Source organism: Streptomyces zaomyceticus (assembly GCF_014656215.1).
Lineage (GTDB): Bacteria > Actinomycetota > Actinomycetes > Streptomycetales > Streptomycetaceae > Streptomyces > Streptomyces zaomyceticus.
This window is the reverse complement of the sequence record NZ_BNBZ01000021.1, coordinates 67,765-80,272: the sequence shown is the minus strand read 5'-3', so window position 1 is coordinate 80,272 and position 12,508 is coordinate 67,765. Positions and strand designations below refer to the sequence as shown.

General features: G+C 70.9%; 13 protein-coding genes. 9 read left to right on the top strand and 4 right to left on the bottom strand.

What is annotated here, in order from left to right; genetic code table 11:
- Both IE311_RS25025 and IE311_RS25020 read left to right on the top strand, forming a co-directional pair.
- A complete protein-coding gene (locus IE311_RS25025; RefSeq protein ID WP_229902138.1) occupies window positions 1-384 on the top strand; it encodes a hypothetical protein in 384 nt (127 codons plus the stop codon).
- A gap of 31 nt (window positions 385-415) precedes the next feature.
- Complete coding sequence (locus tag IE311_RS25020) at window positions 416-1,660, top strand: mannosyltransferase family protein (protein ID WP_189834050.1); 1,245 nt, start codon at window positions 416-418, stop codon at window positions 1,658-1,660.
- Between the two features lie 21 nt (window positions 1,661-1,681).
- Here the strand turns inward: IE311_RS25020 and IE311_RS25015 are convergent, their stop codons facing one another.
- Window positions 1,682-2,092, bottom strand: a complete 411-nt coding sequence (locus tag IE311_RS25015) for a DUF192 domain-containing protein (protein ID WP_189834049.1) — start codon at window positions 2,090-2,092, stop codon at window positions 1,682-1,684.
- A gap of 41 nt (window positions 2,093-2,133) precedes the next feature.
- Here IE311_RS25015 and IE311_RS25010 point away from each other — a divergent pair, with 41 nt between their 5' ends.
- The gene (locus IE311_RS25010; RefSeq protein WP_189834048.1) at window positions 2,134-2,871 is read left to right on the top strand and encodes a prepilin peptidase; all 738 of its coding nucleotides are present in this window, start codon (window positions 2,134-2,136) and stop codon (window positions 2,869-2,871) included.
- 365 nt (window positions 2,872-3,236) lie between these two features.
- Here IE311_RS25010 and mgrA read toward each other — a convergent pair whose 3' ends face one another.
- Complete coding sequence (gene mgrA, locus IE311_RS25005; protein WP_189834047.1) at window positions 3,237-4,274, bottom strand: L-glyceraldehyde 3-phosphate reductase; 1,038 nt, start codon at window positions 4,272-4,274, stop codon at window positions 3,237-3,239.
- A gap of 128 nt (window positions 4,275-4,402) precedes the next feature.
- On the opposite strand from mgrA, the gene IE311_RS25000 reads away from it, so the two are divergent.
- The 5 genes from IE311_RS25000 to IE311_RS24980 all read left to right on the top strand — a co-directional run bounded on the left by IE311_RS25000 (window position 4,403) and on the right by IE311_RS24980 (window position 10,216).
- The gene (locus IE311_RS25000; protein WP_189834046.1) at window positions 4,403-5,164 is read left to right on the top strand and encodes an isoprenyl transferase; all 762 of its coding nucleotides are present in this window, start codon (window positions 4,403-4,405) and stop codon (window positions 5,162-5,164) included.
- Window positions 5,165-5,555: 391 nt separating this feature from the next.
- Complete coding sequence (locus tag IE311_RS24995) at window positions 5,556-6,881, top strand: PhoH family protein (protein WP_189834045.1); 1,326 nt, start codon at window positions 5,556-5,558, stop codon at window positions 6,879-6,881.
- Between the two features lie 376 nt (window positions 6,882-7,257).
- Window positions 7,258-7,962 carry an aggregation-promoting factor C-terminal-like domain-containing protein gene (locus tag IE311_RS24990; protein WP_189834044.1) on the top strand — a complete coding sequence of 235 codons (705 nt, stop codon included), beginning with the start codon at window positions 7,258-7,260 and terminating at the stop codon, window positions 7,960-7,962.
- Between the two features lie 128 nt (window positions 7,963-8,090).
- Complete coding sequence (locus tag IE311_RS24985) at window positions 8,091-9,536, top strand: AI-2E family transporter (RefSeq protein WP_189834043.1); 1,446 nt, start codon at window positions 8,091-8,093, stop codon at window positions 9,534-9,536.
- Window positions 9,533-10,216, top strand: coding sequence for a hypothetical protein (locus IE311_RS24980; RefSeq protein ID WP_189834042.1), 684 nt, complete (start codon window positions 9,533-9,535; stop codon window positions 10,214-10,216). Before IE311_RS24985 ends, IE311_RS24980 begins: the two co-directional genes overlap by 4 nt.
- A 66-nt stretch (window positions 10,217-10,282) precedes the next feature.
- Here the strand turns inward: IE311_RS24980 and IE311_RS24975 are convergent, their stop codons facing one another.
- Together IE311_RS24975 and IE311_RS24970 are read right to left on the bottom strand one after the other, a co-directional pair.
- The gene (locus tag IE311_RS24975) at window positions 10,283-10,822 is read right to left on the bottom strand and encodes an alkyl hydroperoxide reductase (RefSeq protein ID WP_015035886.1); all 540 of its coding nucleotides are present in this window, start codon (window positions 10,820-10,822) and stop codon (window positions 10,283-10,285) included.
- 6 nt (window positions 10,823-10,828) lie between these two features.
- A complete protein-coding gene (locus IE311_RS24970; RefSeq protein ID WP_073909778.1) occupies window positions 10,829-11,383 on the bottom strand; it encodes a peroxiredoxin in 555 nt (184 codons plus the stop codon).
- Window positions 11,384-11,517: 134 nt separating this feature from the next.
- Between IE311_RS24970 and IE311_RS24965 the strand changes: the two genes are divergently transcribed.
- On the top strand, window positions 11,518-12,492 hold the full coding sequence (locus IE311_RS24965; protein ID WP_189834041.1) for a LysR substrate-binding domain-containing protein: 975 nt from the start codon (window positions 11,518-11,520) through the stop codon (window positions 12,490-12,492).
- The last annotated feature ends 16 nt before the right edge of the window (window positions 12,493-12,508 follow it).

The window sequence follows — 12,508 nt, the reverse complement described above, 5'->3', positions numbered from 1 at the left end:
ATGACGACGACGAGCGAGACGCCGGGCGCGGCGCCGAGTGTGCAGTTGGTCAGTGATCTCGTCACCCGGATCCCCGAGTTCCGGGGCGTGTACGAGAACCATGTGTTCCATCAGGGCGGCGTACAGCCGCACGTGTTCTTCTGGGATGTCGTCCAGGACACCGTCCGGTCCTTTCTGGGCGAGGACCCGGCGGCCGCCGACTGGCGCCGCACCCTCGCCTTTCTGGAGGAGCAGATCTGTCGTGGTGTCCTCGGCATCGACGAGGTCATCGTCACGTCGTTCCTGGGGGATCTGCCCTCTCCGCAGGAGCCCGGGCACGCCATCGTCCACCAGCTCGGTCCGGTCATGGCCGCGCGGTTCGTCCGCATAAGGCCCCTCGGCTGAGCGGTTCCGCGGCGCCGGGATAATCGGGCGCATGCCCGCGCCAGGACCCGACCCTCTCGATCGACCCGACCCCCTCGACGGGTCCGACCCTCTCGAACGGTCCGACCCTCCTGACCGGTCCGGCCCCCGCGGTCGACCCGACCCTCTCGATCCAGCCGGCCGTCCCCGCCGTCCCGGCCGTTCCCTCGGTGCCGCCCACCCCACCGTCCTCGCCCTCGGCGGCTACGCCCTGACCCGCGTCATCGGTCTCGCGGTCCTCGCGATCGCCGCCACCGCGACCGGCAAGGACGGTCTGCACCGGCTCAAGGGCCGATGGGATTCCGTCTGGTACGTGCGGATCGCCGAGAACGGCTACGGCCACGAGACCACCCTCGCGAACGGCGACGTCCACTCCGATCTGGCCTTCTTCCCGCTCTTCCCGGCCCTGGAGCGCGGTCTCTCCGCCGTCCTCCCGGTCGACGCGGCCACCGCCGGTCTCGTGCTCTCCTGGACAGCCGGGCTCGTCGCCGCCTGGGGCATCCACAAGTGCGGCGAGCACGCCTTCGGGGCCCGCGCCGGTGTCCTGCTCGCCGTCCTCTGGGGCGTGTACCCGACCGCGTTCGTCCAGTCGATGGCGTACACGGAGACCCTGTTCACCGCTCTCGCCGCCTGGTCGCTGTACGCGGTCCTGCGCGGCCGCTGGATCCTCGCCGGCGTCCTGTGCGCGGCCGCCGGGCTCACCCGGCCGACGGCCGCGGCGCTGATCGCGGCCCTCGGGATCACGGCCCTGGTCCTGCTCGTACGGGACCGGCGGCTGCCCTGGCGGACGGTGCTCGGGGTCCTGATCGCGCCGCTCGGCTGGCTCGGGTACATCGTGTACGTCGGTGTCCGGCAGGGCAGCGCGACCGCCTACTTCGAGGTCCAGGCCGCCTGGGGCAACTCCATCGACGGCGGGGTCGCCCTCGCCCGGTTCATCGCCGGTCTGCCGTGGCCGGCCGCCCTCGGCCTGTGCGCGGCGCTCGCCCTGCTCGGCTGGCTGGTCGCCCTCTGCGTACGGCAGGGGCAGCCGCTGCCCCTGCTCGTCTACACGATCGGCGTGGTGTTCGTCTCGCTCGTCGGCGCCGCCTACTTCGGTTCGCGACCGCGGCTGATGATGCCCGCGTTCGGGCTGCTGCTTCCGCCCGCCGCGGCCCTCGCGCGGCTGCGGAACCGTACCGTCCTGCCGGTCCTCGCCGGGCTCGCGGTGGCCTCCGCCGTGTACGGGGCCTTCACCCTGCTCGGTTCGGGCCCTCCGTGACGTCGACACGCACGCGGGCCTTCACGCTGCTCGGTTCGGGCCCCCCGTGACGTCGACACGCACGCGTGCCCCCGGCCGCAGCCCCCATCCCGCCATCGCGCCCGCCTCCGCCTCCAGGACGTGCCGGCCGCGCGGCCGGATCATGCCGAGCCGCCCCGGGGGCATGGTGACCACGGACAGGACCGTGAACGAGCGGTCCAGATGGGCCACGTCGATCGCGAACCGCATCCCGAAGGTGTGCACGCTGTTCGTCCGGACGATGAGCAGCGCGCCCGCGACCCCGTCCCGCCCGAGCAGCCCCCGACGCCGGCTCCGGTACGAGGCCGCGACCTCCAGCGGCACCTCGACCCCGTGCGGGCCCTCGGCCCCCTCCGAAGCCGGCACCCGCGTCGGGACCCACAGCGTCCCCCTGCCGTCCTCCCATTTCCCCATGCGCCAGACCGTAGCGGCCCCACGACCCTAGGGTCTGGTCCGTGTACGTCACGATGATCGCCCTCGCCGCCCTCTGGGGCGCCGCCGTCGGGCTGCTCGTGCCGCGCGCCGCCTACCGGCTCTCCGTGGACCCCGACGAGCCGTGGCGGGACAGCTGCCCCGCCGGCCACGCGCTCGCGGGGCCCGCGCGCGGCTGGCTCGGCGGTCCGGGGCGGCGGGACTGCGCGACGACCGGGAGCCCCGTCACCGCCCCGCTGCTCACCGCACTCGTCTGTGCCGCGCTCGCCGCCGCCACCGGCGGACCCCGGCCCGAGCTGGCGGTCTGGCTGCTCGGCGCGCCCTTCGCCGTCCTCCTCGCCAGTGTCGACGCGCGCGTGCACCGGCTTCCGGACGGTCTCACCCTGCCGCTCGCCGCCGCCGTGCCGCTGCTCCTCGGTGGCGCCGAGCTCCTTCCGTACGACGCGGGGTCCTGGCTCCACGCGGTGCTCGGCGCGCTCGCTCTCGGCGGGGCCTATCTGGCGCTCTTCCTGGTCAACCCGAGCGGTCTGGGCTTCGGGGACGTCAAGCTGGCGGTGCCGCTGGGCGCGGCCCTCGGCTGGTACGGCTGGGGTGTGCTCTTCACGGGGGCGTTCGCGGGTTTCCTGCTGGGCGCGGTGTACGGCCTCGGTCTCGTGCTGCTGCGACGGGCCGGCCGTTCCTCGGCGATCCCCTTCGGCCCGTTCATGCTCGCGGGCGGTCTGCTCGGACTGCTCCTCGGCGCGTTCACGGCCCTGCCCTGAGCCCTCGCCCCCGCGTCTGCCGGACCTCGCGCCCGGCCCCGCTCCGTCAACCGCGCCCCACTGGGCCGGTCCCTCTTCGGAGGGACGGGATTCCGCCGCCACGCCGGGGCGCAAACCCGCCACAGGCCCCCACAGCCCTTGTCGCGACTGGGATCCGGCGTATTCGCCGAGGTTCGTTCGGCGTACGTGGCGCGCAACACGACTATCGAAGGGTTATGGTGGAAACCCCCCCTCGGGCCGGTCCGTATCCCCCCCACGGACCGGCCCGTTTTTTCTTTCCCGGGTCCCGTCGGCCTTCCCTCCCGGGTCACGCCGGGACTCGCCCCGGATCCCCACGGGGCTCGCCCTCGGTCACTCCCGGGGCGTCAGCCCCGCCCGGCCCAGATGTTCGTGCCCGCGGTGTCCACGGCGAACGAGTCGATCTCCACGAGCTCCTCCGAGGTCAGCGGCGCACCCGCGAGGGCCGCCACGTTCTCCTCCAGCTGGGCGACGCTGGACGCGCCGATCAGCGCCGAGGTCATCCGCTCGTCGCGCAGCACCCACGACAGCGCCAGCTGCGCCAGGGACTGCCCGCGCCGGCCCGCGATGTCCGCGAGACCGCGAAGGCGCCGCAGCACCTCGTCGGAGAGCAGGTCCGGGTCGAGGGACTTGCCCTGGGTGGCCCGCGAGCCCTCCGGGATGCCCTTCAGGTACTTGTTGGTGAGCAGCCCCTGTGCCAGCGGCACGAAGGAGATGCAGCCCATGCCGGCTTCCTCGAGGGTGTCGAGGAGGCCGTCGTCCTCGGTCCAGCGGTTGATCATCGAGTACGACGGCTGGTGGATGAGGGCCGGGACGCCCATCTCCCGCAGGATCCGCGCGGCCTCGGCGGTCTGCTCGCTGTTGTACGAGGAGACACCGACGTACAGCGCCTTGCCCTGCTGGACGGCGGAGGCCAGGGCCCCCATCGTCTCCTCCAGCGGGGTGTGCGGGTCGAAGCGGTGCGAGTAGAAGATGTCGACGTAGTCGAGGCCCATCCGCTTCAGGGAGGCGTCGAGCGAGGACATCAGGTACTTGCGGGAGCCCCACTCGCCGTACGGGCCGGGGTGCATCTCGTAACCGGCCTTGGTGGAGACGATCAGCTCGTCGCGGTAGGGCGCGAAGTCCTGGGCGAAGAGCTTGCCGAAGTTCAGCTCGGCGGAGCCGGGCGGCGGTCCGTAGTTGTTGGCGAGGTCGAAGTGGGTCACACCGAGGTCGAAGGCACGGCGCAGGATCGCGCGCTGGTTGTCGAGCGCGCGGTCGTCGCCGAAGTTGTGCCAGAGGCCGAGGGAGATCGCGGGGAGCTTGAGGCCGCTGCGGCCGGAGCGGCGGTACTCCATGGCGTCGTAGCGGTCCGCGGAGGCGCGGTACACGGGGGAATCAGTCACGTATCTCTGCTTATCACGGACTTGTGACAGTCCCGGGCTGGGAGCCTGTCGCCGGTGCGCAGTAGTGTGGCGGCTTGCGGACCGCCGCGGTACGGCGGGCCTGCCGCTGCATGGAGAGGTAAAGAACAGTGAACCTGCGCGACCTGGTGTACGGGCTCTACGCACGCCGGGTGGAAGGCCGCCTCGACCACGACCAGGTGCCCAAGCACATCGGGGTCATCCTCGACGGGAACCGCCGCTGGGCCAAGGCGTCCGGCGGGACTCCCGAGCAGGGCCACAAGGCCGGCGCGGACAAGATCCAGGAGCTGCTCGGCTGGTGCGCCGAGACCGACGTCGAGGTCGTGACGCTCTGGATGCTCTCCACGGACAACCTGAACCGGCCCGAGGACCAGCTGGTCCCGCTGCTCGGCATCATCGAGAACGCCGTGCGGGCGCTGGCCGCCGACGGCCGCTGGCGGGTCAACCACGTCGGCACCATGGACCTGCTGCCCGCCCGCACGCAGTCCGTGCTCAAGGAGGCCGAGCAGGCCACCCACGACAACACGGGGATACTCGTGAACGTGGCCGTGGGCTACGGCGGCCGGCAGGAGATCGCGGACGCCGTCCGTTCGCTGCTCCTGGAGCACGCGGAGCGGGGGACGAGCTTCGAGGAGCTCGCCGAGATCGTCGACGTCGAGCACATCTCGGAGCACCTCTACACGCGCGGTCAGCCCGACCCGGACCTGGTGATCCGCACCAGCGGCGAGCAGAGGCTGTCCGGATTCATGCTGTGGCAGAGCGCCCATTCCGAGTACTACTTCTGTGAAGTGCACTGGCCGGCCTTCCGCAAGGTCGACTTCCTGCGGGCACTGCGCGACTACGCCGCACGGCACCGGCGTTACGGAACCTGAGCCCCGCGGGCGTCCGGAGCACGGGCCCGGGGCGCCACCCCGGGCCGTCCCGGGGGCACCCCCGGGAGCGTCGCCGGGCCCCTCGGGGGAGTCCCCGGACCCCTCGGGGACATCGGTCGGAACCGATCACCTGGTGTTCACGAACACGTCGTCATATGCCATGGCATGGTCGGCCCTGTTCGAGGGCATATCCCTGGTGAAGTGAGCGGCACGGAGACCGCCACCCGGGAGGCCCCTTGCACCAGGACGACCGTGCGGGACACGTACGGGAGAAGCGGAGGGCCGTGGTTCGGCCCGCGCATGGCGGCCTGAGCCCGGTCCCATTCCGCAGCGACACCGGTTCCGTCGCACCCCGACCTCACAGGGGTCTTCCGAGGGGGTCTGTCCTTCCGTGGTGACCAGCACGAAGCGCCGCCTTTCCGACCGGCGCACCTATGTTCTCGACACCAGCGTCCTGCTGGCCGACCCCAACGCCGTGTCCCGCTTCGAGGAGCACGAGGTAGTGCTCCCGATCGTCGTGGTCACGGAGCTGGAGGCCAAGCGGCACCATCCCGAACTCGGGTACTTCGCCCGGCAGGCCCTGCGCCTCCTGGACGACTTCCGGGTCCGGTACGGACGCCTCGACGCCCCGCTCCCCGTGGGGGACCTGGGCGGCACCCTGCGTGTCGAACTCAACCATTCCGACCCCGGCATCCTGCCCGCCGGCTACAGGTTGGGGGACAACGACTCACGGATCCTCGCGGTCGCGCGGAACCTCCAGGCGGAGGGGTACGACGTCACGGTCGTCTCCAAGGACCTGCCGCTGCGCATCAAGGCCTCGTCGGTCGGTCTCCTCGCCGAGGAGTACCGGGCCGAACTGGCCATCACGGACGCCAACGGCTGGACGGGGATGTCCGAGCTCGGGCTCTCCGCCGACCAGGTCGACCTGCTCTACGACCAGGAGACGCTGTACGTGCCGGAGGCCGCCGGGCTTCCGGTCCACACGGGCCTGGTGCTCCAGTCCGAGCGGGGCAAGGCGCTCGGCCGGATCACCGCCGACGGGAACGTGAAGCTGGTCCGCGGCGACCGGGAGGTCTTCGGGCTCCGCGGCCGCAGCGCCGAGCAGCGGATCGCGCTCGATCTGCTCCTCGACCCGGACGTCGGCATCATCTCCATGGGCGGCCGGGCCGGCACCGGCAAGTCCGCGCTCGCGCTCTGCGCGGGCCTGGAGGCGGTCCTGGAGCGCCGTCAGCACCAGAAGGTGATGGTCTTCCGTCCGCTGTACGCGGTCGGCGGCCAGGAGCTCGGCTACCTGCCGGGCAGCGAGTCCGAGAAGATGAGCCCCTGGGCGCAGGCGGTCTTCGACACGCTGTCCTCGGTCGCGAGCCGTGAGGTGATCGAGGAGGTGCTCGGCCGCGGGATGCTGGAGGTCCTGCCGCTCACCCACATCCGGGGTCGTTCGCTCCACGACGCGTTCGTCATCGTGGACGAGGCCCAGTCCCTGGAGCGCAACGTCCTGCTGACCGTTCTGTCCCGAATTGGTGCGAATTCACGGGTCGTTCTGACCCATGACGTCGCCCAGCGGGACAACCTCCGGGTCGGTCGGTACGACGGAGTCGTCGCCGTGGTCGAGAAATTGAAGGGGCATCCGCTCTTCGCGCACGTGACCCTCACCCGCTCCGAGCGCTCGCAGATCGCGGCGCTCGTGACGGAGATGCTGGAGGACGGTCAGATCTGACCCCATTCGTACACGTCCGTGCGTGTACGGAAGTTGGCGCCGCCCGGCAGAGCGCAGGAGCTTAGCCGGGCGGCGCCCCCATGTCCCCTCCAATGCCGAAAACACCTGCCCCCGCAGAGGTGTGAGCTTTCACACGCAACGGAGAATTGCCTTGCGGTGTCGCCGTCCGGCAGAGTCTTGCTTCCGTCAGGCCCCGCATACGGCACCCGTGCACCTTCAGGCGCACAAGCACCACACAACTCAACAACTGTCCGCCGTATGCCGCCCACAGCACCACGGGCCCGTGTCTTCTGTGACCTCGTATGTCGGAGACCAGCGCCAGGGGCACGATTTCGCCCGCGTGGTCACCTGTGCGGGCGTGCTGGAAGGAAACCGTGTGAGCCGGATCTCGGTCCGGGGATTCGCGGTGGCTTCGGCCACTGCGGTCACCACCGTCGGCGCCGTCATGGGCGTTGCGTCGGGTAACGCCGCTCAGTCCTCGGACGACAACTTCGAGGCCACCGCGGCCGACACGACGCTGCTCGCGGACATCCCCGTGGGCGAGCAGGCCCAGGTACAGGTCTCGTCCCTCTCGGAGCAGGCCGACGTCCAGGCCGCCGCTGCCGACTCGGTCGCGAAGAAGTCCGCCGAGGAATCGGCACGACTTCGCGCCGCCAAGGACGCCGAGGCGAAGAAGGAGGCGGCCGACAAGGCGGCCAAGGCCGAGAAGGAGCGCAAGGAGGCGGAGGCCGAGCGCGCCAGCCGCTCCGCGGTCCGCGACGCCTCGTCCTTCACCGCGAAGGGTTCGTACTCCGTCGCCGAGGTCAAGGCGATGGCCCGCCAGATGGTCCCGGCCTCGCAGTTCCAGTGCTTCAGCAACATCGTGAACCACGAGTCCACGTGGAACTACCTCGCGGTCAACCAGTCTTCGGGCGCCTACGGCCTCGTCCAGGCCCTGCCGGGAAGCAAGATGTCCTCGGCCGGCGCCGACTGGCAGACCAACCCGGCCACCCAGATCAAGTGGGGCCTCAACTACATGGACAGCCGCTACGGCAGCCCCTGTGGTGCCTGGTCGTTCTGGCAGGCCAACCGCTGGTACTAGTACGGCGTGCTCAACCTTCAAGAGCCCCTCACCGTCCTACGGTGAGGGGCTTCTTGCGTGTAGTTTCGAAGGTCCACGGTCTCCGGGGGAGCCGGTGGGGAAAGAGCGAGCGGGGGAAAAGGAAAGCGATGTCCAGAGTGCCAGGGTGGCTGGGCCGGCTGGGTGAGAACCTGAGCCGGATAGGCGAACGCCTCGACGAGCGCAGGGCCGAGGCGGAGCGCGAGGAGTCCGTCCACGCGTCCTACGAGGGCCCGGGACCGAGCCCGTCCGACGGTCCGCGCCAGGACGCGCCCGCGCGCCCCGAGATGGACCCGGACACGGCGGCCCCCCTCCCGGAGTCGGAGGTGGAGGCGGTCGCGACCGCCGACGCGGGCCGCTCCGTCCCCGCACCCCCCTCGTACGCACCGGCCGTCGCCGCCCGCCCCGACCCCGTCGCCGCGATCCCCTGGGGCATGCGCGTCGCCGCCGAGGCGAGTTGGCGTCTGCTCGTCTTCGCCGGCACGGTCTGGGTGCTGATGAAGGTGATCAGCTCCGTCCAGCTGGTCGTCCTTGCCTTCGTCGCCGCGCTCCTCGTCACCGCGCTGCTCCAGCCCACCGTGGCGCTGCTGCGCAGAAAGGGTCTGCCCCGCGGCCTCGCCACCGCCGTCACCGCCATCTCCGGCTTCGTCGTGATGGGTCTGGTCGGCTGGTTCGTGGTCTGGCAGGTCATGGACAACATCGACACCCTGTCCGACCGGGTCAAGGACGGCATCGAGGAGCTCAAGCGCTGGCTGCTCGACAGTCCCTTCCATGTGACCGAGCAGCAGATCAACGACATCGCCAAGAACCTCAGCGAGGCCATCGGCGCCAACGCCGAACAGATCACCTCCGCCGGACTCCAGGGCGTGACCGTGATCGTCGAGGCGATGACCGGCATCCTGCTCGCCATGTTCTCCACGCTCTTCCTGCTCTACGACGGGAAGCAGGTCTGGGAGTGGACGCTCAAACTGGTTCCCGCCCAGGCCAGGCCGGGCGTCGCCGGTGCGGGTCCGCGCGCCTGGCGCACCCTCACCGCCTATGTGCGGGGCACGGTGCTGGTCGCCCTCATCGACGCCGTGTTCATCGGCCTCGGCCTCTGGTTCCTCGATGTGCCGATGGCGGTGCCGCTGGCCGTCTTCATCTTCCTGTTCGCCTTCATCCCGCTCGTCGGCGCCGTCGTCTCGGGCGCCCTCGCGGTGGTCGTCGCGCTCGTCACCAACGGGCCCTTCACCGCCCTGATGGTCCTGGTCGTCGTCCTCGCCGTACAGCAGATCGAAGGCCATGTCCTGCAGCCCTTCATCCTCGGCCGGGCCGTACGGGTCCACCCGCTCGCCGTCGTCCTCGCGGTCGCGGCCGGCGGTCTGACCGCCGGAATCGGCGGCGCCGTGGTCGCGGTGCCGCTGGTCGCCGTCCTCAACACGGTCGTCGGCTACCTGCGGGCGTACAGCACGGAACAGGCGCTGCGCAGCGCGCCGGAGCCGCGCGGGGCGACCGCGTTCGAAGTGGCGCCGACCCCGGCACCGGGCACGTCGCTCTCCAAGGGGGACGGCGCGTGATCTCGGAGCCGGAGTTCGAGGGCGGGACCACGTTCGAGACGGCCGAGGTGCTGACGGAGGAGCAGGGCCCGCGTCCGCCCCGGGCCCGCCGGCCCTGGCTGTGGGCGCTCGGCGGCGCGGTGGCGGCGTCGGCGGTGTGGGGCGGGGGGCTCTACGCCTACGAGCAGCGGAAGGAGCCGGGTCCCGACCTCGGCGGTTATGTGACCGTGGCCGAGCAGGAACTCTGCAAGCTCGCGAAGCTCAGGGCGCTGGGCGGGATCCTGGGCGAGCGGAACGTGGACGGCTACGGAGCCCTCCTGGACGAGGCGGCGATCAGCGAGTCCTCCTGCTCGGCCGCCTTCGGACCGCAGGAGGCCGGTCAGACGGTCGAGGTGAAGTACACGCTGCACAAGCTGATCGACCCCTCCCACGAGTTCGAGGCAAGGGCCCGGCAGTCCGGTCTCCTGCGGAAGATCGACGGCATCGGCGAGCAGGCCTGGTTCGACGACGCCAGTGGGCAGGGCGGGACGCTCTGGGTCCTCGACGGCCAGGCCGAGCTCCAGTTCCAGCTGTTCTGGCAGGTTCCCTTCGACGAGAGCGGGAACCCGGTCAAGGGCGCCGTCGAGCAGCCCGACCTCTCCGGGATCGACGTCCCGATGTCCCAGGACGCGCTCGCCCTCATGGCGGCGCTCAAGAAGTGACGGGCCGACGGTCACGAAAGGGCCCCGGGGCGTGATGCCCCGGGGCCCTTCTCGTACCGCGTCGTCCTACTCGGCGGAGGCGAGCACCGCTTCCGCGTCGAGGGTGACGCCGACCGCCTGGATCACCGCGGCGATCTTCACGGCCTCCTGGATCGTGGCGCGGTCGACACCGGCCTGGCGCAGGACCTGCTCGTGCGAGTCCAGGCACTGGCCGCAGCCGTTGATCGCGGAGACGGCCAGCGACCACAGCTCGAAGTCGACCTTCTCGACGCCCGGGTTGCCGATGACGTTCATCCGCAGACCGGCGCGCATCGTCCCGTACTCGGGGTCCGACAGCAGGTGCCGGGTCCGGTAGAAGACGTTGTTCATCGCCATGATCGCGGCGGCGGACTTGGCCGCCTGGTACGCCTCGGGCTTCAGGTTGGCCTGTGCCTCGGGCTCCAGCTCCTTGAGGACCTTCGGCGAGCGCGAGGCGATCGCGCAGGCCAGGACGGTGCCCCAGAGCTGCTGCTGCGGCAGCTCGCTGTTGCCGATGACCGAACCGAGGTTCAGCTTCAGGTCCTTGGCGAAGTCCGGTATGGCGGACTTCAGTTCGTCGAGAGCCATGTCAGGTCACTCGCCCGACAGGAGCGCGGCGGCGTCGAGGGTGCCCTCGCCCTTGTTCCAGTTGCACGGGCACAGCTCGTCGGTCTGCAGGGCGTCCAGCACCCGCAGGACCTCCTTGGGGTTCCGGCCGACGGAGCCGGCGGTCACCATGGTGAACTGGATCTCGTTGTTCGGGTCCACGATGAAGACGGCACGCTGGGCGAAGCCGTCGGCGCCGCGCACGCCGCAGTCGCTCATGAGCTCGTGCTTGGAGTCGGCCAGCATCGGGAAGGGCAGGTCACGCAGGTCGGCGTGGTCCTTGCGCCAGGCGTGGTGCACGAACTCGGAGTCGCCGGAGACGCCGAGGATCTGGGCGTCGCGGTCCGCGAACTCGTCGTTCAGCTTGCCGAACGCGGCGATCTCGGTGGGGCAGACGAAGGTGAAGTCCTTCGGCCAGAAGAACACCACGCGCCACTTGCCCTCGTAGGCCTTGTGGTCGATCTGCTCGAACTCCTTGCCGCTCTCCAGCGACACGCAGGCGGTCAGGTCGTAGGTGGGGAACTTGTCACCGACAGTGAGCACGCGCTCTCCTTGCGAAGCAGGAAGGGTCCCTTTTGGGGTCTTCCGTGGGGGTTGGACGTGGTCACAGCATGGCACGGAGTGCATTGATCAGTGAAATAGCTAGAGTGGGTCGTGTTGATCGAAGGTGGTTATCAGTGGCGTCCCCGTACAGTCCCCCGCACGGCCCGAACCGAGGAAAGCAGCCGAGTCTCTCCCAGCTCAGAGCGTTCGTGGCGGTCGCCGAGCATCTGCACTTCCGCGATGCGGCGGCCTCCATCGGCATGAGCCAGCCCGCGCTCTCGGGCGCGGTTTCGGCGCTCGAAGAGGCACTCGGTGCCCAGCTCCTTGAGCGTACGACGAGAAAGGTGCTGCTCTCGCCCGCCGGGGAGCGGCTCGCGGCGCGCGCGCGTGCGGTCCTCGACGCGGTCGCGGAGCTCATGGAGGAGGCGGAGGCGGCCCGGGCCCCCTTCACCGGCGCCCTCCGGCTCGGCGTCATCCCGACCGTCGCCCCCTATCTGCTGCCGACGGTCCTGCGCCTGATCCACCGCCGCTACCCGGACCTCGACCTGCAGGTCCACGAGGAGCAGACCTCCTCGCTCCTGGAGGGGCTCACCGCCGGGCGGCTGGACCTGCTGCTGCTCGCCGTACCGCTCGGAGTGCCCGGCGTCACCGAACTTCCCCTCTTCGACGAGGACTTCGTCCTCGTCACCCCCGAGGGGCATCCGCTGGCGGGGCGGGACGACATCCCCCGCGAGGCACTCAAGGAGCTGCGGCTGCTGCTCCTCGACGAGGGCCACTGCCTGCGCGACCAGGCCCTCGACATCTGCCGCGAGGCCGGGCGGACGGACGGCGCCGAGGTCACCACCACCGCGGCGGGACTCGCCACCCTGGTCCAGCTGGTGGCCGGCGGTCTCGGGGTGACCCTGCTGCCGCGCACCGCCGTCACGGTCGAGACCGCCCGCAACAACGCCCTGTGGACCGGGCTGTTCGCCGAACCGGCCCCCGCCCGGCGGATCGCCCTCGCGACGCGGGCGGGCGCCGCCCGCTACGCCGAGTTCGAGGAACTGGCGGAGGCCCTCAGGGGTGCGATGCGGGACCTTCCGGTACGGGTGCTGGGCGCGGGTTCCTGAAACCCCCCGGTCCCAG